Source organism: Afipia sp. MLSD5-FHT05B12, from assembly GCF_058793355.1.
Genome location: NZ_JBXAFS010000011.1, coordinates 1 through 23877, shown reverse-complemented (window position 1 = coordinate 23877; position 23877 = coordinate 1). Strand labels below are relative to the sequence as shown.

The following is a 23877-nucleotide window of genomic DNA, read 5'->3' as shown; positions in this document are numbered from 1 at the left end:
AGTACCCTTTTGGACATCACCCGCAATCGTCAACGATGTCCGTGCTGCTCTGACCGTTCGATAAGGAAGGTTTAACCGGGACAGCCGTGCCGGAGATCAAGTACCGACGCCACCTAACCTAGCTCGACATGCATCGCATATTTCAAGACTTCATTGATCATCTTTCGAGCGCTGAAGATCAAGCAGAGCTTTCGGGAGCCATGGCCGTCACAGCCGCGGCTCTCGACCTGTCTTGCTTTGCGTACCTCGCGCTACCGCAAAAGCTCGATGGGACACCCCGTCTTATGTCGACATACCCAAAGGAGTGGACTTCACACTACCTAAGGAGCCACTACGAACGGATCGATCCGGTTATCATGCAGGCGCTACGGGACACCGAGCCGTTTCGCTGGGGAATCGGATCGACCGAACGATATCTTTCGCCGGCACAGAAGCGGTTGCTGGACGAAGCCTCCCAATATGGCATTCGGCTAGGATTCACCGTTCCTATCCATGACGGACACGGCCCCGTTGCCGCCGTCACCTTTGCCGGCAACCAACGGGAAGCTCAATTCGAACGCTTCGTCACGTCGAACCCTCGAATGCTTCAGTTGATGGCGATGTTCTTCCACTCACACGTTCGCCGCAAACTCGCGAGCGATCTTCGTGTTGATGGAGCAGCTTTGTCCGCCCGCGAGTTCGAATGTCTGGAGTGGGCCGCCCGCGGCAAGAGCGCTTGGGACATCGGACGCATTCTGGGAATATCGCATCACACTGCTATCTCTTACCTGAACAACGCGAAAGCAAAATTGGGAGTGCGAACCGTTGTTCAAGCGGCACTACGCGTGGCCGCTGCCAAACGAGAACAGCAAAACTAAGGCGAACTCCTCCCACAACTAGGGGTGATGCTTCTTAGCGTAACTTCGCCTCAAAGAATCATGGCAACCTTGGAGGATGTCATGATTCAGCTCATCACGGAGCCTTGGTACGGCGAATTCTCCCATACGCTCTTTGCAATACACCAACTACGACATCGCGTCTTCAAGGTCCGGATGGACTGGGACGTTCAAATTAGCGGCGACATGGAAGTTGACAAGTTCGACTCGTTGCATCCGGCATACCTCGCCCAACTCTCGGACGACGGCCGGGTACAAGGCTGCGTCCGCCTGCTTCCAACCAAGGGACCGACGATGCTCCGCGACACATTTCCCGCGCTTCTGAATGGTCAGCCGATGCCCATGAGTCCGCAGATATGGGAAAGCAGCCGCTTTGCGATCGACGCTAGACTCGACACACCAAAAGGAGAACACGGAATAGCTTGTGCCACCTACGAGTTGTTTGCTGGCATGGTGGAATTTGGGCTTTCGCGGCATCTGAGCGATATTGTTACCGTTACCGACGCCCGAATGGAAAGGATCCTGCGGCGCGCTGGGTGGCCGCTACGTCGAATCGGCGCTCCCTCTAAGATTGGGAACACTCTCGCCGTCGCTGGATATCTGGATATCTCCAGTGCGGCGCTCGCGAAACTCCGTGGGGCAGGCGGACTTTCCGGGCCAGTGCTCTGGGCGCCTGTATTGCGCGTCGCCTAGAACGGTCGCACAGCGGACCCCTGGGACGCAGTTTCGCCTACTGACGGGCTACAGGCATGATGGAAATCAACAACATTGACAACCAGCAGCGCACGACCGGAATGCCCGTCATCGGCCTGCGCCTGCTTCGGTTTGCAGTCGTTGCCAACGACTGTGGAAGTCTTCGGCAAGCCGCTGAATTACTTTCCATTCCACATTCTGTCGTGAGCCGCTCCATTGGCCAACTCGAGCGCCTAGTCGGGACCAGCTTGTTTGAGCGGTCGACCGCGGGAGTCCAGCCAACACTTGCTGGTAAAGTAGTCGTGCGGATCGCAAGAATGGTGCTGGAGCAGGTTGATACACTCGTTGCAACCGGCAGATCAATTGGTCGTGGCGAAACTGGCCACCTTTCGGTCGGCTTCTGCACGTCGATTTCAGCAGGCAATCTGCGGACTACCCTCCTCGACTTTAGAACGAGATTTCCTCGGATCGAACTCGCTATAGCCGAACGGCCGCGCACTTTGCTTATGAACGCGCTCCGGAGCGGAACACTCGACGTTCTCATCGTTACGAGCGACACGCCATCATCGGACAACAAGACGCTCAGGGTCTGGAGCGAACGCGTCCTCGTTGCATTGCCTGAGGATCACCCTTTGGCGGCGCGCGACGCGGTTTATTGGACCGATCTTCGCGACGAAACCGTACTACTAAGCCATCACGATTCCAGCCGCGAGTTTGAAGATCTCATCATATCGAAATTTGTATCTACGGACGATCGGCCCAAGATCGACCGACACGACGTCAGCCGAAGCATGATCAAGGGTCTCGTCAGTATGAAACTAGGCATTAGCCTCGTCATGGAGTCCGATATGGGCGCGAGTTTCGCCGGACTGAAATATCGCGAACTACGGGACGGGACAGGATCAAGCCATATCGGCTTTTCTGCACACTGGTGCGCTGACAACGAGAATCCAGCCCTCAACCGCTTTCTCGAAATGCTGGCGGAGCGCTATTCCTCCCCATCTCTCGGCGATTGACACGCGCGTCGTAGACGGGCGAATCCTCGGTCAGCCGCCATGAACCGCGCCAGCATCGGCGCGATCAATTTTGTTGGATCGGCGCGCTGACCCGTTTCACGCGCGATTGCCTCCGCGTACGCAGCAAGGTCCCGGTGGACGGATGCAGGCAACTCCGCGGTCACCTTCACCGGCTTGTCGTCTGGGACGGCGGCGATCTTCAGCTTCGTCATTGAGGTTGTCATCCTGTGTAAGGCTCGAGGCGGAGATCCCGGTTGACGATGACACGAACCGGAAAACCCGGGCGGATCGTCAGGGTCGGCTGGATGTTGAGACTGCGCCGAACCACCTGTTGTCCGGTTTGATTCAGTGAGTCCGAGGCGCCGTGTCGCAAGGCCTGGATAATTGCGCTGTCGTTGCTGTTGGTGTCCGAGCCGGCACCCAGTTCGGTCCCGACCGCCAGAAACGTCGATAGGGCCGCAGCCTTGAACAGCTCACCCCAGTGATTGTCGACCTGGTCTTCGAGGCCTGCATACCCGGCAGCGTCAACGCCAGGCTGCCGCTCGAGAACGATAGAACGTCCGTTCGGCATGATCAGCCGGGTCCAGACGAGCAGGACGCGGGACTGGCCGAAAGTGACCTGGCTATCGTAGATGCCGATCAGACGCGCTCCCTGAGGCACAAGCAGAAAGCGGCCGGTCGGGGTATCAAAAACATTTTCGGTTACCTGCGCTGTAACCTGGCCCGGAAGGTCTGATCGGATCCCGGTGATCAGGGCACCCGGAATGACCGTCCCAGCCTGCACGACATACGGTGAGGCCGGCCTGGTGATGCGGTCAGGGCTTACCGTGCGACGGTCCACAGAGGCGTTGACGAAGGCAAGCTTCCGGTCCTGACCGTTTTGCACAGATCCATCGTCGCCGGTGCTCGTTGCGTTCGGTGGCACGACCCGCTCGCTTCCAACAGCCGCAGTCGCGGACGGACGCACTTCTCGTCCATTGGTCGAAGCGAACAGATGACTGATGCGGGCTGCTTCGGTCTCCTGATCCCGGCGCTGCTGGTCCGGATCAGCGCCGCTCGTCGGCGACTGGCCTTGAGCGGCAAGGATCGGTCGACCGAGGTCACCGGGGAGCGGCGGACCAAGCTGCGGGATTGGCTGGCGCGGAACGCCAGCATAGTCCTTCGGCAGGGTCGTAATGCCGTCGGCAACATTGTGATGGTCGGTGCTGTAAAGCTCATCGGCCGCCTGATTTCGAGCACGATTGCTCTGAAGTGACCACAACACTGCTCCGCCGATAACAAGCAGGGCAACCGCGCTCCCGCCAGCCAAGACCTTCCGCGACAACCGCGTCACGCGCGGATGCTCCGCTCTCAAGCGGAAACTTTCGGACTGCTCCGCTTGTGTCTCCGGCGGAACTGCTTGCTCGTGATCGTTTTCATTCCGGGTGTTCATGACGACGGTCTCCCGTCGGTCCTGACAATCCTGACCTTCTGCTGGTGCTCACCGCCGAGCCGGAGTTCGGCGGCCGCAAACAGCCGATCGACGATCAACACATTGCCGTAGGCGCGATAGTTGACGAGTTCTGTCTTGCCGTCTGGGCCGATGACAAAGAGCGGAGGCATTTCGCCCTGCACGATGCCGAGCGGGAATTCGACGTAGACCTTGCGGCCATCGTCATATGCGGCTAGCGGCCGCCAGGGAGGACTGTCGCCTTCGATGGAATAGCGGGAGATACGCTGCGCTGGGTCCGGAAGAACGGGCTTCAGAGCAGCTGAACGCGACCGTTCGCGTACCGTCTCAGGATAGTACCAAGCAACGGATGGCATGTACGGCCGCTCGCGAGAGCGGAGCTCAATCAGGTAGGTGCGCCGGTCAGTATTGACCACCAGGTTGGTCTCGATCGAGGCTCGGGTCGGCTTGACCAGGATATGGACGCGCCGTGTGTCGCCGCTCCCGCTCTCGGTATCGCCCACGACCCAGCGTACGGTATCTCCGGCCGCGATCGGCCCTGATCCCGTCAAAAGTTCTCCTTCCTCGAGCGCGATATCCGTGATCTGCCCCGGCGCGGCGTAAATCTGATAGAGCGCCCCAGGACTGTAGGCGTAGATTTGCGCTGCGTTGAAATACCCTCGCTTGCGCGGTTCGACCCGGGCCGCGCTATTTGCTGTCTCAACCCGGCTCACAGGTTCAGCGTCTTCCTTCCCTCCCGACTTGCCGCCGAGAGCCGGCTTCCAGAGGGGTGGAATGTGAAGCGGTCGCGATCTGTCGTCGAGAGCCACCGGCGTAGCCGGTAACGGAGGCACTTCGGCGTCATAGCTGATCTCCGGAGGAATGTAGGTCGCGCACCCACCGAGCGCCGAGGAACCAAGCAGGAGAGCAAACAAAACTGCTCGCTTCGCGGTCAAGAACGCGGGCCAAGTGGGACCGATCCCGCAGTCCGGGGCGGGGCGCTTCGAATAAACGTCAAACGGCGTCTTGGTCACTGACTCAACTCCTTTGACCAGTTGATGGCGCGGACGTAAACGCCAAGGGGATTCTTGCGCAGGCGTTCGGCATCGCGGGGCATCTCGATCACGATGGTGAGAATTGCGGTCCAGCGTTCGGTCGAGCTCAGCGAACCGTTGTCATAGGTGCGCTGGGTCCATGCGACCCGAAAGCTTTCCGACGACGCGCGAATGACGCTCGAGACGTCGACGGAGATTTGCGCCTTACCGAGCTTGGCAAAGGGGTCATTGTTCCGCGCGTAGTCGTTGAGCGCAGCGGCGCCGCGATCGGTCGTAAAATCATAGGCCCGGAGCCAGTTTTGGCGTAGAACGATGCCGTCGGCCGGCAGACCTCTGACATCCTCGATAAAGCGCGCCAGATGGTAGGCGATCTGCGCATCAGTCGGTTGATAGTCGAAGTTGGCCGGCGCAACCCTCTGGGCTTGGCCAAGATGGTCGACTTCGACCACCCAGGGCGTGATCGACCCATGGCTTGATTGCCAGACCAACCCACCAGCGAGACCGGCTGACAGTATGAGACAACCGAACGCCATCAGCCGCCAGTTTTTGGCTTGCACGCGGGCGGATCCAATGCGTTCGTCCCAAACTTGGGCTGCTTTTTGATAAGGCGTGATCGGTTCGGGCATGCGCCCGTAGTGAACTAATGGTCGTTTGATCATTGATGATTGCCCCTGAGATCAAGTGATCGGCTTTGAGCCGTGTAGTGTCTGGGTTTGAGGCGCTGCCGCGTGGCGGGTGGCGAAAGTGCGGTGATGCGTCTCAGCGCTCTCCTTCGGACAAATCGACGGAGGAGCCGCTGCCACCATGATCGCCCGAGCGGACGTGACCAGCAGCCGAGGCACCATGCCGAATAGTCTCGGCGCGCTTCATGCGGCGCGCCCAATCGGGCAGCCCTTCGGCCGAAGCGCTTGCGGCCTGCTCGCCAGCTTGCTCGCCCCCGAAGGCAGCCGCTGCACGACGCAATGGACTCATGGCAGCCGAGCTGCCCGCCTCAGCGACGCCAGCAAGGCCGCCGCTTCGATAGGCGGCTGACGCTCCCCTTATGACAGCGCCACCACCGCGCGCGGCGCCCGCAATCGCGCCGCCAGCGAGACCAACACCGCCGGCGGCAAGACCCGCGCCCGCCGCAACAATGCCACCGGCAGCAAGGCCTGTTCCAACCGCGGCACCGGCACCGAGCTGAGGCCCACCCGACACCAGGCCGTTGGCGATTCCAGGACCGAAGATGCCCAGGCCAAGCAAGGAGAGCGCCGCAAGGACCAGGGTCATCGCGTCTTCTATGGTCGGCTGATTGCCACCAAAGCCAGCGGTGAACTGCGAGAACAAAGTCGAGCCGATGCCGACGATGGCGGCCAGGACCAAGACCTTGATCCCTGAAGAGATGACGTTGCCCAAGACCCGCTCTGCCGCGAAGGCTGTCTTGCCAAACAACCCAAAGGGAATGAGCACGAAGCCGGCCAGCGTCGTGAGTTTGAACTCGATCAGGGTGACGAAGAGTTGGATCGCCAGAATGAAGAAGGCGAGCAGCACCACGATCCAGGCAAACAGGAGAACGACGATCTGGACGAAATTCTCGAAGAAACTGATGTAGCCCATCAGATTGGAGATCGAATCGAGCAGCGGTCGGCCAGCGTCAAGTCCGACTTGAGCGATCTTTCCCGGCCGAAGGAAGTCCGACGCGGAGAGACTTGCGCCTGATGCTTTTAGCCCAAGGCCGGCAAAGCTCTCGAAAACGATGCGTGCCAGACTGTTCCAATTACCGATTAGATAGGCAAAGACGCCTACAAAGAGCGTCTTCTTGACGAGGCGCGCGACGATGTCTTCGTCCGGCCCCCAACTCCAGAACAACGCAGCAAGCGTGATGTCGATCGCGGCAAGGGTCGTTGCGAGATAGCCGACGTCGCTACCGAGCAGGCCGAAGCCGTTGTCGATATATCGCGTGAACGTTTCCAGGAATTGGTCGATAATCCCCGTACCCGTCATGGCTTGCTCGCCTCAGGTGTCGCCGGTAGCAGATATCCCTGCGGGATCCGGCTCTGATCCTTTGGGGCCGGCGCCAACGCAGCGGCGGGTTCTTCTTGGCCACGAACCGCGGCACCAGATTTCTTGGCCAAGAAGCGTCGCCGGTTTTCGGCCCAGACCTGCCTGCAATGCTGATAACCTGCCGTTTCCTCCGCAGTGACGCTGCGGCAGCGTGCGAGGTCAGAGCTGGTTGCATCTGTCGTCTGCGCGGCCTTCGGCAGCGCGGGCTGCTCGTCACCACCGCGAAGCTGAATCGTGCAGGCAGTGACGACCAACACGCCGATTGTCGTAAGCAGCGACAACGCCTTGAATGCCCTTATGTCCGTCATCAGTGGAACATCTGTACGTTGGATGACTGATAGCCCTGTCCCGGAGTCAGGAACCGACGAAGCTGTTCTCGTCCCTGATCCTGGGCCGAGGCGCGCTGAGCCGCTTCAAGGCTCTGCGCCCGACCTTGCGCCGTCACGACGGCGGTGAGGTCGGCGAGCTGCTGCGCGTTCAGCGCGAGAATCTGATTGCCAGCCTGCGTTGCCTGCAGCGCGCCGCTGGCACCCTGGCTTGACGTTACGAGCGCGGATGTCTGGATGCGATTGGTGTCGAGGTTGCCAACAATGCCCGCCTGGACGCGAAGCGCGTCTTGCGTTGCGGCATAGGAATTCTGCCAACGTGACTGAGCGTTGGAGATCAGCAACTGGTTCGATTGGCTGCTGGTCGCTGGCGCGTAACTTGTCGAGAAGGCATGATCAATCTGCTGAACGTCGTAGGCGATCCGCTGGGCCTGGGCCAGCAATTGCTGGGTCCGCTGGATCGATGATTGCAGTTGCTGCAGCGATGAATACGGCAGGCTTGCCAAATTCCTTGCCTGATTGATCAGCATCTGTGCCTCGTTCTGCAACGAGGTGATCTGATTATTAACCTGCTGGAGCTCCCGCGCGGCCGTCAGGACATTCTGGACGTAGTTGGTGGGGTCAAAGACGATCAGCGCCCGTGCAGGCACCGTGACGCCAAGCAGCAGCGCGAAGGCGGCCGTGGTCGCCAATAGGCCAAGAGGTCTCATTGCGATTTCTCCAGATTGACGAGGTTGGGGATCAGGTCGAGGGCCCAGGCGACGCCGCGGTGCTGGAGCCAGGCGGGCACGAAGCCGTCAGGTCCATGTTCGGCAAGGAGCTGCGCGATGGCTGCCTGGTCTGTCTTGGAAGAGGCTGCGGTGAAGGCGAGCGCAACCTCACCAAGGCCAAGTTCGAACATCCGGTTGCCGCGACGAGACTGGCAATAGTAGTCGCGCTTTGGCGTTGCCCGGCTCAGAAGTTCGATCTGGCGATCGTTGAGTCCGAAGCGGCGGTAGATGGCGGTGATCTGCGGTTCGATCGCCCGTTCGTTCGGCAGCAACAGGCGCGTCGGGCAGCTTTCGATGATCGCCGGTGCTATCGCGGAGCCATCAATGTCAGAAAGCGACTGTGTGGCGAAGATGACGGACGCGTTCTTCTTCCGAAGCGTCTTCAGCCATTCCCGGAGTTGCCCCGCAAAATCCTCGTCATCGAGGGCAAGCCAACCTTCATCGACAATAAGGAGTGTAGGCCGGCCGTCGAGACGGCCCCCGATGCGATGGAAGAGGTACGACAGCACGGCCGGCGCAGCACCCGTTCCAATCAAACCTTCGGTCTCAAACGCCTGGACCGAGGCTTCGCCAAGGCGCTCGAATTCGGCGTCGAGCAAGCGCCCGGAAGGTCCGCCGAGGCAATAAGGTTGCAAGGCGCGTTTCAGAGAGTTCGATTGGAGCAGGACTGACAAGCCCGTCAGGGTCCGCTCCTCCCTCGGCGCCGAAGCGAGAGATGTCAGTGCCGACCACAGATGATCCTTGACCTCCGGGGTGATCTCGACCTTTTCCCGTGCCAGGATCGCGCCGATCCATTCCGTCGCCCATCCGCGCTCGGAAGGATCCTCAATCCAGGCCAGCGGCTGCAGGGCGACGGGGTTTTCGTCCCCGTCTGACAATGCACCGCCGAGATCATGCCAGTCGCCACCCATGGCGAGCGCAGCCGCCCGAATTGAACCGCCGAAGTCGAACGCAAAGACCTGAGAGTTCGGATAACGGCGGAATTGCAACGCCATCAGAGCCAGCAAAACGGATTTTCCGGCGCCGGTCGGGCCCACCACGAGGGTGTGGCCGACGTCGCCGACGTGGAGAGAGAATCGGAAGGGCGTCGATCCCTCAGTCTTGCCAAACAGGAGTGCCGGCGCCTTGAAGTGCAGATCCCTCGCCTCACCGGCCCACACGGCTGACATCGGAATCATATGGGCGAGGTTGAGCGTCGAGACCGGTGGCTGCCGCACATTCGCATAGACATGTCCCGGCAGGCTACCGAGCCAGGCTTCGACAGCGTTCACCGTCTCGATCATGCAGGTGAAATCGCGGCCCTGAATGACCTTCTCGACCAGCCTCAGCTTTTCATCGGCAGCGTTGGGATCTCGGTCCCACACAGTGAGGGTGGCCGTAACAAAGGCTTGTCCGATCTGATCCGACCCCAGTTCCTGCAACGCCGCGTCGGCGTCGATCGCCTTGTTGTGGGCGTCGGTATCGAGCAGCGTCGACGCCTCGTTGGTCATGACCTCCTTGAGAATGGCGCCAATGGATTTTCGCTTGGCGAACCACTGCCGCCGAATCTTGGTCAGCAGCTTGGTGGCATCGGTCTTGTCGAGCATGATTGCGCGCGTCGACCAACGATACGAGAATGCCAGGCGATTCAGGTCGTCCAGGACCCCCGGGGTCGTCGCGCCCGGAAAGCCGACAATCGTCAAGACCCGCACGTTCGCTGAACCCAGCATCGGCTCAAGCCCGCCGGTCAGTGGCTGGTCGGCCAAAAGCGCATCGATGTACATGGGAATTTCGGGCACGCGAACGCGGTGACGCTTAGTCGAGATCGTCGAGTGCAGATAGGTCAGCGTGGCCTGATCATCGAGCCAGGCGCAATCCGGCATGAACCCTTCGACGAGTTGCAGCACGCGGTTGGTTTGATCGATAAAGCCGCGCAACACCTCCCGGGCATCTGCTCCAACGGTGCGGTCGCGACCTTCATAGAGCAATCGCTCCGCCTTAGCCGCTCCCTCCTCCGGCGGCAGATAGAGGAAGGTCAGGAAATAACTGGACTCGTAGTGGGCACCTGCCTCCTCGAATTGCGCTCTGCGTTCGGCATCGACCAGCGCAGACGCGACATCCGGAAAGGTGTTTGGAGGATAAGCGCCCGCAGAATGACGCTGCGCCTCAACGAACACGGCCCAGCCGGATCCGAGGCGGCGCAAGGCGTTGTTCAGACGACCGGCGACGGCAACGAGTTCGGCCGGCACCGCGCTGTCGAGGTCAGGTCCCCGGAACTTTGCTGTCCGTTGGAAAGAACCATCCTTGTTCAGGATGATTCCCTCGTCGACGAGAGCTGCCCAGGGCAGGAAGTCGGCGAGACGCGCGTTGGAATGACGATATTCGGCAAGGTTCATCATGGCGGAGCGCTCAGGTGTTGAGGTGGCTGGGAATGCGCAGATGTCGGCGCACGACATCGACAAATGCGGGATCGCGCTTGGCGGCCCAGACGGCGGCCATGTGGCCGATGAACCAGAGGATGAGACCCGCGATCCAGAGCCGCAATCCAAGTCCAAGGGCCGCAGCAAGCGTGCCGTTCACGATCGCGACGGACCGCGGCGCGCCGCCCATCAGAATCGGCTCAGTGAGTGCGCGGTGAACGGGCACGACAAAACCTGTGACCGGTTCATCCATCAAACCACCACGCCGCCGCCGAAGGAGAAGAACGATAGGAAGAAGCTCGAGGCGGCAAATGCGATCGACAGGCCGAACACGATCTGGATCAGCCGGCGGAAACCACCCGACGAATCCCCGAACGCGAGCGTGAGCCCGGTCACGACGATGATGATGACCGCGATGATCTTGGCAACCGGACCTTCAACCGATTGCAGGATCTGATTGAGCGGCTGCTCCCATGGCATATTCGAACCAGCGGCCCATGCCGGCGCCGCCGCCAAAAGCACCGTGCCGAAGGCGGCCACCGATGCACCTCGAAGAAAACGAATTTGCTGACGCATGTCAGTCTCCTGCTGTTGAAAGGCTGTAGTCGCCGGCAGCTCCAAGCCCCCGGACGAGCGCGAGCTCAACGAGGCGACGATCAGCGCCACGCCCCGCCAGCACGGCGATAACGTTGATGGTCTCGGCGATCAGGGCACGCGGAACCGTGATGACGGCTTCCTGAATGAGTTGCTCAAGCCGCCGCAGGGCACCGAGCGCGGTACCAGCATGAATGGTCCCGATGCCACCGGGATGCCCGGTACCCCAGGCCTTGAGCAGATCGAGGGCTTCGGCACCGCGGACCTCGCCGACCGGAATACGGTCAGGACGCAGTCGCAGCGAGGAGCGAACGAGGTCCGATAGCGTCGCCACGCCATCGTTGGTACGCAAAGCGACAAGGTTGGGCGCTGTGCACTGCAGTTCGCGCGTATCTTCGATCAGCACGACCCGATCGGCAGTCTTTGCCACTTCGGCCAGGAGCGCATTTGTCAGAGTCGTCTTGCCGGTCGACGTTCCCCCGGCGACGAGGATGTTCTTCCGTGCGGCGACCGCGCTCTTCAGGATCTCGGCCTGCTCCGAGGTCATGATTTCCTTGGCGACGTAATCGTCGAGGGTAAACACCGCGACCGCTGGCTTGCGGATAGCAAAGGCCGGGGCGGCAACGACCGGAGGCAAAAGGCCTTCGAAGCGCTCACCAGTTCCAGGCAGTTCTGCCGAAACCCGTGGCGCCCCGGCATGCACCTCCGCACCTACGTGGTGCGCTACCAGGCGAACAATGCGCTCGCCATCCGCTGCGGAGAGAGTTTTGCCTGTGTCGATCAAGCCACTCGACAGCCTGTCGATCCACAACCGCCCATCCGGATTGAGCATCACCTCGATGATCGCTTCATCTTCGAGGTAGCCGGCAATCGCTGTGCCAAGCGCACTACGAAGCATGCGCGCGCCGCGCGAATTCGCTTCCGATTGAATGGAATGGCTTGGCACCGTCGTCCCCACCCAGTGAGAGCGTCCGCAAAGGGCCCTCAGATGGGATGATTAGAAAAAGCACCTATGGAGTTGGCGCAACAAGCGCTTTCGGTGATCGTAGACTGGCGTAGAAAAAGGAAGACTGAGAACTGATATTGGACTCCTGCTCAATCGTACCAGTCCGCTAAGAGCTATCGCTCACCACTCCGCGCCGTCGTCCGCGGGTATCAGGATGGGCGAATTCTCGTACAAGCCGACCGACTTGACACCATTGGAAACAGAGGCTGGCGTGGAGCGGGAAGTTAAACTCATCCATGAAGCGCAGACTCTACGCCAAGGCAGCGCGAACCAGACCAAGGCTGCGATCTGCAGCGCTACGTTGAGGCCGAACGCGACCTGATAGGCCTGGACGGACCTATGGCCATCGATCGTGTGCCATTGCTCCAGGATCAGGCCTGTCGCGTATTGTGCCAGAAATGCCCAACCAAAGTGCAGGACGTTCAAGACGCCGTTGGCACGACCAGCAAGCTCCGGCGGAAAGTAATCCGCTATTACCGCGAAGCTGACCACGGTTGCCGTTCCGGCAATTGCGACAACCGACCAGGGCAGGATGGACGGCAGGGGCGCTCGCAAGATCAAGGCTGAATCGGCTGCGATGAACAGCACTGCAACCACCACTAATATAGCCTCCGCTCCGATTCCTTTGCGTTTGATGTAATGGACGGCCATACCGAACAACCAGGCACCGCCGCTTAGTACGACGGACATTGTAAACAGCTGTCTGACGAGACTTGTGCGATCAAGCCTCTCCACGTCGATCAGCCACGGTGATGCCCACAGCCCCTGCAGAGACCAGGCTGATCCGACGCAAGTCGCCGACAACGGGGCCATTCGCCAGAAGCGCCGATCGCTGAAAACGGAGCTAAGAGTGGCGCAGGCTGCTGATGGGACAATGCCCCGCTCGGGAACCACGACATAGATGAAAATGGCCGTCGCGCCGGTCGCCGCCGCTAGGATCTCAAAGAGCTGCCGCCAGCTCATCCAAGCGAGTAGGTATTCTACGGGAACCGTAGCGGTCACCGCTCCTAGCGATCCCAGCATGATCATGTAGCCGTTAAGCAAGGCAACTCGTTCTCTGGGGAACCAAAGGACGATCGACTTCAGTCCTGCGGTCAACGCCGCCGCCACGCCAAGCCCGATCATTGCACGCGCGATCAAAAGCGACAGGAAACCGGTCGATATCGCGAAGAGTCCGGCGCCCGCTGCGGCTAGCAAGAGCAGAACACTCTGGACGCGACGCGGACCAAAGCGATCCAACAATATACCGACAGGGATCTGAGCCGCCGCGAATATCAGGAAATAGACTGACGTAAGCAACCCGAGGTCGGCAGTCCCGAGCGCGGTATCCGAGCTGAGATGACTGGCGATCAAAGCGTTGATCGTTCGATACAGATACGAAAGATAGTATCCAGCAGCAAACGGGAGAAAAACGCGCGAGATGAGACGCCATGTCCCGGAAATTTGCATGCTGGCCCTCTTGCTGTCAGCTCGTGCGAGCCGATAGCGCGACCAGCTTTTCGTCAGTTCGGGTAAATCCCTGCGGTCGTAGGGTGGCGTAGAATAAGAAGGATCCGCGAAATGGTCTGTCTACGTGGCTCTCTCAAGTTTCTTCGGCCGGTTCCTGACGACCGATGTCTTCTGGAATCTCCCGGAGAAAGCTTTGCCCCTTTTGCAAACGGCGCCCGAGTGCTTCGACAAATCCTTCAAAACGATCCCTGCCCTTTGCCTGCGCGGCAGCCTGTGCGTCGTTGGGTAGCGGCGGCGTGATCGTCAGCCAAAAGCGGATGAAGAGCGCCAAGCTTTCGGCCGTCAAGCCCACGTCGCGTTCCAGCCGCTGCATCTGGCGCGACAGCCGATCGAGGCGCCGGGTAAACGCCGCTTCTCGCCTGTCCGCTCCATCCGGGGACAGAAACGAAACAACTGCCGCTTCCACGATCGCCGACCGAGAAAGTCTTTTGCGATCGGCGAGCTCTGAGATCTGTTTCAGCAGTTCTGGCGGGAAGTAGACGTTCATCCGGTCGCGCATAATGCCTCAGAGCTCCATACCGTCATTCGGGTCCATGGCGACCTGACGCGCAACGCCGCGCATCTGCTGGCGTATGAGCCGGGACTGGCGGACCCCATCCTCGTCATCGTCAAGAACGGCGGCAAATTCTTCTGCCGGCGTCGGTTCGGTCGTCTCCTTGGCGATCGCGACGTGATCGGGGAGTTCGGGCTCGCGACGGAGTCCGCTGTTCGCCGTGTCTTCCTCGACCTCCGCGGCTTTGTCAGTTGGACCCGCCGTCGGCTTCAATGGTCCTAGCGCTGACCAACCGTCCGTTCTCGATGATCGGCCGGCGCTCGCCGGATTTGGCGGCGGCAGAACCCGCTCGGTGAACCGCCTATCCTCGTAGTAGCGAACTTTCTTCGCCCGGATCGGCGGCGTACCCGCCACCATGACGATCTCGTCCATCGGTGGAAGCTGCATGACCTCGCCCGGGGTCAAGAGAGGTCTGGCCGTCTCCTGCCGCGAGACCATCAAGTGCCCCAACCACGGGTTCAATCTATGGCCGGCATAGTTTTTCATGGCCCGCATCTCGGTCGCGGTCCCGAGCGCGTCCGATACCCGCTTGGCGGTCCGCTCGTCGTTGGTCGCGAAGCTGACGCGGACGTGACAGTTGTCGAGGATGGCGTTGTTAGGCCCGTAGGCCTTCTCGATCTGGTTGAGCGACTGCGCGATCAAGAAGCTCTTGATGCCGTACCCCGCCATGAAGGCGAGCGCAGACTCGAAGAAATCCAGCCGCCCCAGCGCCGGGAACTCGTCGAGCATCATTAGCACTCGATGCCGACGGTCGCGGGCGTGTAGATCCTCGGTCAGGCGCCGGCCGATCTGGTTCAGCACCAGACGGATCAGCGGCTTGGTCCGAGAAATATCCGACGGCGGCACCACGAGGTAAAGCGTCGTCGGGCGACCATCTGCGATCAGATCGGCAATCCGCCAGTCGCAGCGACAGGTCACCTGGGCCACGACGGGATCGCGGTAGAGCCCGAGGAACGACATCGCGGTGGATAGGACGCCGGAGCGTTCGTTTTCGGATTTGTTGAGGAGTTCGCGCGCGGTCGAGGCGACGACGGGATGGGCGCCCTGCTCGCCAAGGTGCGGTGTAGTCATCATCGCCCTCAGCGTGGTCTCGATCGGCTGCTTCGGATCGGACAGGAAGGCGGCGACGCCGGCCAAGGTCTTGTCCGCCTCGGCATAGAGAACGTGGAGTATGGCGCCGACCAGGAGCGAATGACTGGTCTTCTCCCAGTGGTTCCGCTTGTCGAGGGAGCCTTCGGGGTCGACCAGGACGTCGGCCACGTTCTGGACGTCGCGAACCTCCCATTCCCCGCGCCGGACCTCGAGCAGCGGATTGTAGGCTGAGGACTTTGGGTTGGTGGGATCGAACAACAGGACGCGGCCGTGTCGCGAGCGGAAGCCCGCGGTCAGTTGCCAATTCTCGCCCTTGATGTCGTGAACGATGGCCGAGCCGGGCCAAGCCAGGAGCGAGGGGACGACAAGACCGACACCCTTGCCGGATCGGGTGGGTGCAAAACACAACACGTGCTCCGGCCCGTCGTGGCGAAGGTAGTCGCGGTCGAGCTTGCCGAGCACCACACCATCCGGACCGAGAAGTCCCGCCGCTCGAACCTCGTCCGCACCAGCCCAGCGCGCCGACCCATAGGTCGCGACATTCTTGGCTTCGCGCGCCCGCCAAACCGACATGCCGATCGCCACCGCGATCGAAACGAAGGTCCCCGACGCCGCAATGAAGGCTCCTTCGACAAAGACCCGTGGCGCATAGGCGTCGTAGACGAACCACCACCAGAAGAAGACGGGCGGGTAATAGACCTTGAAGCCCAACAGTTCGAACCAGGGCCGCCCAAGCTCCGGTTGCCAGGCGAGCCGCCAGGCCGTCCACTCGGTTGCTCCCCAGATGGCCAGCAAAACGATCAGGCCGACCACGATCACCTGCCCCCAAAGGATTTTGGTTCCGGACATCCCGAACGCCCTTCCGCAGCTGGATTGGTGCGATTGTTAGAGACCGAGGTCGCGCTTGCGACCAAAGCCCCATTCGATTCCACCGCCGTCCTTCACGACGCCGGTGACGTGTTGGCCGAGCCTCCTTTCGAGTTCGCGCGACCAGGGCACGAGTTGGAAGCCGAGCCCATTGTCGATCATGGCGAAGCGTCCCGAGGCGAGCGTCAGACGCTGGCGATATGTCCCCGCCACATGCTCCCCGGATTCGGACTTCACGTAAGGGAGGCTGGTGTCGGCCGAGACTTTTGCGGCCACCTGGTCCAGTTCAAGCTGGCGCAACGTGTTCAGGAGGTTGCGCTGCAAGATGATGCGTTGGCCCTGCCGCCGCGCTAGGCCCTCCCGGATCAGATGCTCGGTACGGGCTTCCATGGCTTGGCGCGTCTCTCGGCCGAATCCGCCCATGGCAAGCGGCATGGAGTCGCGTTCGACCAGCCTGTGGTCAAGCCAGGTCGCGCCTTTTGCGGTGACCTGCTCGGCAAGATCGAGATCGGAGCGGATGGCGAGCACCACGGTCGGCCGTGGATCGCCGGCTTGACCGAAGCGTCGGACTTCGACGATTCCCCCAACGGGCGGAGCATGTTCGAAGGCCTCGATACCTCGAAAGCGCACGTGGTGCGCGCGTCCGTCGGTCCCGTCGATCAGGGCGTAGGCCTCGCCAGTCAGTTCGTCATGCAATCCACGCTCGACCAGTCGTCCCATAAGCTGAGACGTCGGCTGTCCACCCTCGATGACGAAGTCGGCGACGCCGCGCGCTTCCCCGCGCTCGGTAAAGGCGCGGTGCATGGTCTTGATGATGTCGCCGCGCATGCCGAGGTCGCGCAAGCTGCGCTCGGCCTCGAGTCCGACCATCCACTCCCCTGGTGCGGCGGATGCGGCAAGGCCCATCTTCTCGAGGTGCTGAAGACGGCCAACCATCAGGCGGCGGATCTCAGGATCCGCGCTGCCGGGATTCTTGGGTCGAAGATCGATATACCCGGTCTCTTCCGCCGCCAGTCGGACCTCCCGGTCGAGCCGCGTCCATCGTTCCGCCGAGACTTCCCTCTCCAGCGAATTGCGGATCTCGTGCTCCGGTTTTGGACCCAGTTCGATCGCGACCAATTCCTCGGCGCGTGAACGCAGGCCCCGGCTGATGTAGTCGCGGGAGATCACGAGATCAGCGCCCTCTTCGTCGACCCCCCGAACGAGAAGATGGACGTGAGGATTGTCGGTATTCCAATGATCGACAGCCACCCAATCCAGTCGCGTGCCAAAGTCGGCTTCCATCTGCTTGGCGAGGTCGCGGGTGAAGGCCTTCAGGTCGGTCATATCGCCGGCGTCCTCCGGCGAGACAATGAACCTGAAATGGTGACGGTCGTCCTTGCAGCGTTCGGCAAACGCCGCGCTATCGGCGCCGTCGCCGCGGGCATCAAACATCTCGGCCCGCTCACCACTCCGGGTCACGCCATCGCGCTTCAGATACGAGAGATGGGCCGTCAGCGGCGCTGAGCGGAAGGCTCGTCCTTTGTGGCGAACCACGCGCGCCTTCACCACAACGCGCCGCGTCGGGCTGAACAATCTCGCCCGGCTAAAGGCGAGGCGCCCGCGGCCAAACGTCGAACGCCCATGGGCCGCGGAACGCCTGCCGGCCGGGGTCTGACCCGAGGTGTGTCCGGTTTTCTTCGCCGCGCGTAGCACCTGATTGATGAAGCTTTTCGGCTTCGGCGCGCGGGTACTGCGGATGCGCCCGGGCCGGATACGCAGATCGCTGTCGCCCGTGGTCATGACTGCGCCTCGAAGGACGCCAAAACGCGTAGAGTGCCGAAAATGTAGTTGATCTCATTCTTAAAAATCCAAGGCGCGGCACGCGCCCCGACCGACCGGCACGCCGGAACCCAAGCCATGTCAATGGCTTGCGGTTCGAGCGGCGAGCCCCTTTTATCTCGCCGTCCTGCCGTCGTGGTCTCCGGGTCGCCGGTTCCCGAAAGAGCCACCGCGACCTGGCCGCCAACTCGCGAAGCCCCCACTGCTTCCGAGCGCTTGCGATAGCGATCGTTACCCGAAGGGCCGAGACACCCGAAGGGTGGCTCGGTGAGGAGCGAAGCGACGAGTAGAGCGCGGGCCGAAGGCATCGCCCATACACCATCAGCTTGCGAACCCGCACACCTGGTCATCGCGATACTCCCGAATCCGATCGAGGGACGAACATGCCAATTGGCCGGGGGACCATGGGCGAAACATCGGGCGCCGAGAACGCGGTCGTGACACCGCTAGACGGCATGAGCGCCAACAACCGATCACGCGTCTTCATGAGATCGGATCGCGTGACGAATAGCGTCGCAGCTGCTGATGACTGTCCGCCGGACGTCCACCTCGGCGGCAGTTCGACGGCAAGCAGATTTGCAAGCTTTGCGACGTATGCTCGCGTCTCGTCTGGCAGAGAGCCGCCCGCAAGATGCTCTTCATAGCGAGATGGTCCCGCATTGTACGCCGCAAACACGCCAGGCGAGCCATACCGATCGAGCAGTTCGCGCAAGTACGCCGTACCGGCCAGAATGTTGTCGTGCGGGTCGTAGGGGTCGTTCCCGAGATTGTAGCGCACACGAAGTTCCGCCCAAGTCGCTGGCATGATTTGCATCAGGCCCATTGCGCCTTTTGGCGATCTGGCGTGCACGTCACCAGCACTCTCGATGCGTTGGACTGATCGGATCCAGTTCGGCGCAATCGCAAAGCGTTGTGCGGCTTCATTGATGAAGCCGGCAAATGAGTGAGCGGTCTGACTGATCGCCGGCTGGGCGGTTGATCCGCTCTGGGCCAAAGCAGCACCGTCGAACGCGGTCAGAAGAAGCATCACGGGCACGACTGCACAAACGCGCGTGCCCAACCGACCCAAGCACGCGGTCGGGCTCGCGCCAGCCTTGCAGACATCGATCGAGACGGAGGAATGATCCCGCAATCGATCGAACAAGGGCATGGCGAGGAGAACACGTCGAATACGCACGATCACCCCTCCCACGTCCACACCGGCATCGCACGGCCGATCACGCTGGATGCCGGAAGAAATCCAAAATACCGGCCATCAAGAGAGTCGTCCGACTGCCAGTTCATCAGAAACAGATCGCCGTCGCCGACGACGCGGCAGCCCTGCCATTTCGGCAGCGGCCGGCCGCGTCCGTCGCGGTCCTTCGCCTCGCCCACCGCGACCTCGTCGACCGAAATCGTGAGGCCGGTTCTGCAAACACTCTGCCCCGGAAGGGCGAGCACGCGCTTCAGCATGGGCACGCCAATGGGCAAATAGCCGTTCAAATCGAGGAAGGTCGCGAGCGGCTCCGGCGGCTGCACGGCGACCAATTCAGTAACTTGGAATTGGTCCGCCGGTCGGAGGCGGTAGAGACCGATCGGCACGCTCGCGGATGCGTTCCAGATGTATAGCGGAATCGGCTCCAGGACGATCGTCGCGATGAGCGCAGCAGCGACCCCAATCGTCACGGCCAGCATCGGTAGGCGGCCCGTCATCGCATCACCCTTTGGCGATGGAGCCAGGCCTGATGGCGCGCTTTCGTATACGGGCGCGGGTTTTCATTAACGGACAGACGGTTGTGAACGTGATGCCAATGGTCGGGAGCGACATCAGCCGGATCGACGCCGAGCGCCTCAACGGCATCGATCATCTGCAGCACGCGCTCGACCTTCGGCCAGCCGGACAGGCGCAGCAGAATCTCACCGCCGGGCGTCACATAAGGAACGGTCGAGCAGCGCTGTCCCAGTGCGACCGCGCGCAAGATGTCGATGCGCGAAATGATCGTGCCAAAGTCGTTGGAGGTCCACCGGACGAAGGCAAAGATGCTGCCTGGCGCGAATGACAGGACACGCCGATGGCGATCAAGCTTCCGTTCCCCGACAATGCGACCGAACCGAATGCGGTTTTCGATGCGCTTCTCGAGCCACAACACTTCCACTTCCGTGAGATCGCTCATGCGGCGGCTCCCGGACGCTGGGGCTGGCAGCCGTGAGCTTGGGGCTCGGTCGAGAGTGTGTATCGCCTGCAAAGGCAGGCTGGCCTGTCGGACTGCCGTTGCCGAGCGCCATCGACGCCGCTTTCGGCCTGCTCCGTTAGAAGAAATCCGAAGGATTTCCGGTTAGTAAAGTTAGAGCGGCTGGAAAGCGCGGAGAAACAAGCTCTTAAGCTCGATTCCGGTCCCCGATAGCACGAGGATCGGGTCCCCGATAGCACGAGGGTTGCGGTCCCCGATAGCACGAGCTGATTCACAGGTTGTCCTCCGAATTTGGAATGAGACCGCGCCGGCGCAAGCGGGCCGTTAAGGGATCAACAGGCGTGGGTGCAAAGTTCAGTCGCTCGGTGCCATCAGGGTCGCGCGTGAGCACGAGCTGATAACCGGGCAATGTCTGGCGCTGGACGATCTGGCGCACGTCGTAAGCAAAGTGCTTGAGGGGCGAGAGGATGCCGGACTTGGCATGGAGGTGCACCAGATCAAAACTCCAGCCGCCGTCCTGGCGTCCGCCGTGCTTGCGCACAAGACGATAAAGCCACCTCTCAAGTCCGCCCGTCAGCTCGAAATAGGCGCGATCAATCGTCAGCACGAGCGCGTCATCGATGACGCCAGCGTAGAACCAATCCGGCAGGATCAGCTCGATCCCAAATGGGCGGCCATTTGCATCGGCCGTCTCTTTCCACTCGTTGATCCAGGAGAAGCGATGCCGTCGCCGCTCTGCCGGCTGACGGATCGACGTCAGCACGGTCGTTGACTGAAGTCTGTCGAGACCCGCCTTCAGCCGATCATAGTCGCGTGCGCCGGTGCCGCGGCCGACGAACGTCAGAATTTCATACGGCGTTGCAGCCATCAGGCGCGACGTCTTCAGGCCGGCATCACGGGCTTCGACAATCTGGGACGCGGCCCAGATCAGAACGTCTGCATCCCAGATCGTCGCCATGCCGTGTTCCGGCACGGCTTCGACACGAATTGCGATCGCACCGGCACGGAAGTCGATCGGCACGATCCGCTTAGTCTTTGCGAGGGAGAAGAACGGATACGCCATCAGATCCTGCGCGTCGCGCGGCGCAAGATCGCCGGGCAACGCCCGAAAGAGCTCAAGCTGGTCGCGCTCCGAATGGTGTTTGCGCCGCATGGTCACTACTCTCACGCGGCAATCAGCGACGTTCCTGGCCCGCATACGGGCGCAGCGCGGGCTGCTTCTTGGCCGGCAGTACCGTCCCCTTCCCGGGATCGGACGTCGACGTCTTGGCGCCGCGGTCAGCCCACGCTTTCAGGTCATCGACGGCGTAGACAACACGTCCGCCGATCTTCCGATACGTCGGTCCAGTACCGTACGTGCGGTGCTTCTCGAGCGTGCGACCGGACAGGCCAAGATAGCGCGCGGCCTCAGGTGTACGCAGGAATCGCGGTGGTAGACCGGCCATCGGATCGGGCATTTGAGGACTCCAGGAGGACATCGCACTACGCCTGGCTAGGCCGGCGTGTGTGCGGTCATCATGGAGAAGCAAGATCTCGGAGGGGGATGCCGAATATGGAGGGGGCCGCTTTCGATACCCCCCAACCGGAAGGGCTATTCGTCCCTGCGCCCGGACCGCAGAAGTTTGCGGTAACCACCGCGCATCAACGCAAGGCCGCCTTGCACCAAGCGGATTGTTCGATTGCGCAGATCATGGGTCTTCCAGGCACGGTCGGGGATTCGCTTTTTGCCGAAGAGCGCTTCGGCGATAACGCGATAGCTTCCGCCGGCGCTGCGAGCATCAAGCGCACGGATCGCGGCGCTCAAGCGTTCGCGCCGCTGTTTAGATAGTTGGTGAAAGGCAGGACCTGGTGCGCGTCCATTCATCGCGCGCCACAGCCGGCGGGCTGCATACGCACGCGCGCCGAAATCGCCGTCAAATGGCAGTTCGGCTGCATATGACGCGCCAAGCACCGGTGGATCCTTGGACCAGACACGGTGATCCACTGCACCGATGCGCAGCACGGCGTGCCAGCCGTCGGCGGCGCGGCGCATCTGGCCTGCTGCAAGGTCAAGCAGCGGTTGAGGCGCTGAACTGCGATCGGCGGCCGAGGCAACCTTGACCGGAACGACCGCCGCTAGAACCTCAGGCGCCCAAAAGATCGTCTGCTCATCGAACGACCGCCGCGGGTCATGGGCGAAAGCAGAGGCCCCACCTCCTCCTGAATTCGTCAGTCACTTCGCCGTTCGGGCTGTTGGCAATCATCACCTCGTACTCACGCCGGTAACCGGCGTTGCGGCGGAGACATTCCCAGGCGATGTCGGTGATTTCGGCGTCTTGTAGGCTCTTGTAGGATTCCGGCGACCGCCAGTCGAATTCAGGCATTGCTTCCGCCCCATTGCACGCTGCTAACAACGATTGCGCCGCAATAGGTATGAACGAGGCGGTTGTAGGAAGCCCCTAGTTTGGCACCACGTGGTGCACCGGAATGACCACCGATCAGCAAAAGAAAATAGTTCTGCCTGCAAGTCGCCGGCCGGCGGTTTTCTTCTATTTTGAGCCGGTGCCGCGCAAGAGGCGTCCCTGCTCGGTCACCCATTTGGCGCGCGCGAGATGACTCTGATATGCGCTTCGCGCACGGTCCGGCTCCCGCACCGGATCGATATGCAGCACCACTCGAGCGACTTCCATCCAGTCAGCCCCTTGGCTTTCGGCCTGCAGAAGGCGCATGTAGGTCACGACATGCTGCTCATCGTAGGCAGTGAGAATTTGATCTGCAGGCGCAGCGTCGGCGACGCCTGGGTCGAGCGGCGGCTTCCTCATAAGACTCCACGCCTTAGTTTAGACAATTTCTAACACGCGGGCAGGAAGGAGCAGAAGCGCCAAAATTGTCGCGGAAGCCGTCCGGATCGCGTTTTGTCGAAAATACTCCGTGGTGAAATACTCTTCAAGGACATGCCCTCTCGCGTATGGATATACGCGAGATACTTGCAATCAATTTGCGGAAGCTCCGGCAGGCCCGTGGTTTGTCACAGGAGGAATTGGCTCATCGTGCTGAAATTGACCGCACTTATATCAGCGCACTCGAGCGAAGCGTTTATGCGGCGGGTATCGACGTTGTCGATCGGCTCGCTCGCAGCCTGGGTGTCGAGGCCGCCGACCTGCTCACTCGCCCGCCCACAAGCACCAAGAAAAGGACTCGGGGGCAGGCCGAGTGATTGAGCCGACCCGCTCGATCCGGCGGCCGGTTCGCGCTCACTGACGCCTGGAAGGATGGGAAGCCCCGCCCGGCAGACCGGACGGGGCTTGATGAAGTGGCCTACTCGCCGGTCTTGCGCGGCCGCGACCAGAGCAGGGTGTAGCCTTCACCGCCTTCGTCGTCGAACAGGTTCGCGTAGATCGGCGCGTTGAAGGAAGGATCGTCGAGCTTGAGCGAGAGGTAGTCGCGGCCTTCCTCGGAACGCTTCGACCAGGCTGCGCCGATCTCCGCCCGGCCCACATAGATGCGGTGGCTGGGGGCGTTGTCATTGGAGCGGTTGGTCTCGGCGACGATGCGGACGCCCTTGGCCTTCAGGCTCAGGGTGACGATCTCGCCCTGGAAGCCGTTTTAGGTCAGTTGGCAACCGTCTTTCTGAAATGAAGCGGTTGATCCGATAGCGACATTTTCTGAAGGACACTTC

At 61.4% G+C, this 23877-nt stretch carries 27 protein-coding genes and 1 pseudogene; 4 read left to right on the top strand and 24 right to left on the bottom strand.

Annotated features, from left to right (window positions below):
• The first annotated feature begins 128 nt into the window (after positions 1-128).
• The 3 genes from AC1Q6J_RS15095 to AC1Q6J_RS15085 all read left to right on the top strand — a co-directional run bounded on the left by AC1Q6J_RS15095 (position 129) and on the right by AC1Q6J_RS15085 (position 2584).
• The gene (locus AC1Q6J_RS15095; RefSeq protein WP_013500406.1) at positions 129-857 is read left to right on the top strand and encodes a LuxR family transcriptional regulator; all 729 of its coding nucleotides are present in this window, start codon (positions 129-131) and stop codon (positions 855-857) included.
• An 81-nt stretch (positions 858-938) separates the two neighbouring features.
• Entirely contained in the window at positions 939-1568 is a 630-nt protein-coding gene (locus AC1Q6J_RS15090; RefSeq protein WP_006018740.1) for an acyl-homoserine-lactone synthase, read from the top strand.
• A 59-nt stretch (positions 1569-1627) separates the two neighbouring features.
• Positions 1628-2584 (top strand): LysR family transcriptional regulator, encoded by a 957-nt coding sequence (locus AC1Q6J_RS15085; RefSeq protein ID WP_013500405.1) that lies wholly within the window; start codon positions 1628-1630, stop codon positions 2582-2584.
• Here AC1Q6J_RS15085 and AC1Q6J_RS15080 read toward each other — a convergent pair.
• The 23 genes from AC1Q6J_RS15080 to AC1Q6J_RS14970 all read right to left on the bottom strand — a co-directional run bounded on the left by AC1Q6J_RS15080 (position 2557) and on the right by AC1Q6J_RS14970 (position 23020).
• Entirely contained in the window at positions 2557-2796 is a 240-nt protein-coding gene (locus AC1Q6J_RS15080) for a DUF2274 domain-containing protein (protein WP_006018738.1), read from the bottom strand. The genes AC1Q6J_RS15085 and AC1Q6J_RS15080 overlap by 28 nt on opposite strands.
• 8 nt (positions 2797-2804) lie before the next feature.
• Positions 2805-4016: a TraB/TrbI/VirB10 family type IV secretion system protein gene (locus AC1Q6J_RS15075; protein ID WP_006018737.1), complete on the bottom strand. Its 1212-nt coding sequence runs from the start codon at positions 4014-4016 to the stop codon at positions 2805-2807.
• Complete coding sequence (gene trbG / locus AC1Q6J_RS15070; protein ID WP_006018736.1) at positions 4013-5047, bottom strand: P-type conjugative transfer protein TrbG; 1035 nt, start codon at positions 5045-5047, stop codon at positions 4013-4015. Before trbG ends, AC1Q6J_RS15075 begins: the two co-directional genes overlap by 4 nt.
• Positions 5044-5727 (bottom strand): conjugal transfer protein TrbF, encoded by a 684-nt coding sequence (trbF, locus tag AC1Q6J_RS15065; RefSeq protein ID WP_006018735.1) that lies wholly within the window; start codon positions 5725-5727, stop codon positions 5044-5046. Before trbF ends, trbG begins: the two co-directional genes overlap by 4 nt.
• 100 nt (positions 5728-5827) lie before the next feature.
• Positions 5828-7051: a P-type conjugative transfer protein TrbL gene (trbL, locus tag AC1Q6J_RS15060; protein WP_006018734.1), complete on the bottom strand. Its 1224-nt coding sequence runs from the start codon at positions 7049-7051 to the stop codon at positions 5828-5830.
• Positions 7048-7419 (bottom strand): putative entry exclusion protein TrbK-alt, encoded by a 372-nt coding sequence (gene trbK-alt, locus AC1Q6J_RS15055; RefSeq protein ID WP_006018733.1) that lies wholly within the window; start codon positions 7417-7419, stop codon positions 7048-7050. Before trbK-alt ends, trbL begins: the two co-directional genes overlap by 4 nt.
• On the bottom strand, positions 7419-8147 hold the full coding sequence (trbJ, locus tag AC1Q6J_RS15050) for a P-type conjugative transfer protein TrbJ (RefSeq protein WP_006018732.1): 729 nt from the start codon (positions 8145-8147) through the stop codon (positions 7419-7421). Before trbJ ends, trbK-alt begins: the two co-directional genes overlap by 1 nt.
• The gene (gene trbE, locus AC1Q6J_RS15045) at positions 8144-10585 is read right to left on the bottom strand and encodes a conjugal transfer protein TrbE (RefSeq protein WP_006018731.1); all 2442 of its coding nucleotides are present in this window, start codon (positions 10583-10585) and stop codon (positions 8144-8146) included. Before trbE ends, trbJ begins: the two co-directional genes overlap by 4 nt.
• Before the next feature lie 10 nt (positions 10586-10595).
• Positions 10596-10859 (bottom strand): VirB3 family type IV secretion system protein, encoded by a 264-nt coding sequence (locus tag AC1Q6J_RS15040; RefSeq protein ID WP_006018730.1) that lies wholly within the window; start codon positions 10857-10859, stop codon positions 10596-10598.
• On the bottom strand, positions 10859-11182 hold the full coding sequence (locus AC1Q6J_RS15035) for a TrbC/VirB2 family type IV secretion system protein (protein ID WP_006018729.1): 324 nt from the start codon (positions 11180-11182) through the stop codon (positions 10859-10861). The genes AC1Q6J_RS15040 and AC1Q6J_RS15035 overlap by 1 nt, the downstream gene beginning before the upstream one ends.
• 1 nt (position 11183) lies before the next feature.
• Positions 11184-12098 carry a P-type conjugative transfer ATPase TrbB gene (gene trbB / locus AC1Q6J_RS15030; RefSeq protein ID WP_006018728.1) on the bottom strand — a complete coding sequence of 305 codons (915 nt, stop codon included), beginning with the start codon at positions 12096-12098 and terminating at the stop codon, positions 11184-11186.
• 228 nt (positions 12099-12326) lie between these two features.
• Positions 12327-13655 (bottom strand): MFS transporter, encoded by a 1329-nt coding sequence (locus tag AC1Q6J_RS15025; protein WP_006018727.1) that lies wholly within the window; start codon positions 13653-13655, stop codon positions 12327-12329.
• 133 nt (positions 13656-13788) lie between these two features.
• Positions 13789-14214, bottom strand: coding sequence for a ribbon-helix-helix domain-containing protein (locus AC1Q6J_RS15020; protein ID WP_006018726.1), 426 nt, complete (start codon positions 14212-14214; stop codon positions 13789-13791).
• A gap of 6 nt (positions 14215-14220) precedes the next feature.
• Positions 14221-16209 carry a conjugal transfer protein TraG gene (locus AC1Q6J_RS15015; RefSeq protein ID WP_006018725.1) on the bottom strand — a complete coding sequence of 663 codons (1989 nt, stop codon included), beginning with the start codon at positions 16207-16209 and terminating at the stop codon, positions 14221-14223.
• A 36-nt stretch (positions 16210-16245) separates the two neighbouring features.
• Positions 16246-18009 carry a relaxase/mobilization nuclease domain-containing protein gene (locus AC1Q6J_RS15010; protein WP_006018724.1) on the bottom strand — a complete coding sequence of 588 codons (1764 nt, stop codon included), beginning with the start codon at positions 18007-18009 and terminating at the stop codon, positions 16246-16248.
• Positions 18010-18394: 385 nt separating this feature from the next.
• Positions 18395-19225, bottom strand: a complete 831-nt coding sequence (locus AC1Q6J_RS15005) for a lytic transglycosylase domain-containing protein (protein ID WP_006018722.1) — start codon at positions 19223-19225, stop codon at positions 18395-18397.
• A gap of 2 nt (positions 19226-19227) precedes the next feature.
• Positions 19228-19740 carry a S26 family signal peptidase gene (locus AC1Q6J_RS15000; RefSeq protein WP_006018721.1) on the bottom strand — a complete coding sequence of 171 codons (513 nt, stop codon included), beginning with the start codon at positions 19738-19740 and terminating at the stop codon, positions 19228-19230.
• Positions 19737-20201 carry a DUF2840 domain-containing protein gene (locus AC1Q6J_RS14995; protein ID WP_006018720.1) on the bottom strand — a complete coding sequence of 155 codons (465 nt, stop codon included), beginning with the start codon at positions 20199-20201 and terminating at the stop codon, positions 19737-19739. Before AC1Q6J_RS14995 ends, AC1Q6J_RS15000 begins: the two co-directional genes overlap by 4 nt.
• Before the next feature lie 289 nt (positions 20202-20490).
• On the bottom strand, positions 20491-21372 hold the full coding sequence (locus AC1Q6J_RS14990; protein WP_006018719.1) for a replication initiator protein A: 882 nt from the start codon (positions 21370-21372) through the stop codon (positions 20491-20493).
• Positions 21373-21394: 22 nt separating this feature from the next.
• Positions 21395-21676, bottom strand: coding sequence for a helix-turn-helix transcriptional regulator (locus tag AC1Q6J_RS14985; protein WP_006018718.1), 282 nt, complete (start codon positions 21674-21676; stop codon positions 21395-21397).
• Positions 21677-21810: 134 nt separating this feature from the next.
• Positions 21811-22251, bottom strand: a complete 441-nt coding sequence (locus tag AC1Q6J_RS14980; protein ID WP_024337242.1) for a DUF2285 domain-containing protein — start codon at positions 22249-22251, stop codon at positions 21811-21813.
• 136 nt (positions 22252-22387) lie between these two features.
• Entirely contained in the window at positions 22388-22582 is a 195-nt protein-coding gene (locus AC1Q6J_RS14975; RefSeq protein WP_006018716.1) for a transcriptional regulator domain-containing protein, read from the bottom strand.
• A gap of 165 nt (positions 22583-22747) precedes the next feature.
• Positions 22748-23020, bottom strand: coding sequence for a hypothetical protein (locus AC1Q6J_RS14970; protein WP_006018715.1), 273 nt, complete (start codon positions 23018-23020; stop codon positions 22748-22750).
• 146 nt (positions 23021-23166) lie between these two features.
• On the opposite strand from AC1Q6J_RS14970, the gene AC1Q6J_RS14965 reads away from it, so the two are divergent.
• A complete protein-coding gene (locus AC1Q6J_RS14965; protein WP_024337241.1) occupies positions 23167-23415 on the top strand; it encodes a helix-turn-helix domain-containing protein in 249 nt (82 codons plus the stop codon).
• 101 nt (positions 23416-23516) lie between these two features.
• On the opposite strand, the pseudogene AC1Q6J_RS14960 reads toward AC1Q6J_RS14965, so the two are convergent.
• Positions 23517-23804: pseudogene (locus AC1Q6J_RS14960) on the bottom strand (DUF736 domain-containing protein); the annotation flags it as partial.
• Between the last annotated feature and the right edge of the window lie 73 nt (positions 23805-23877).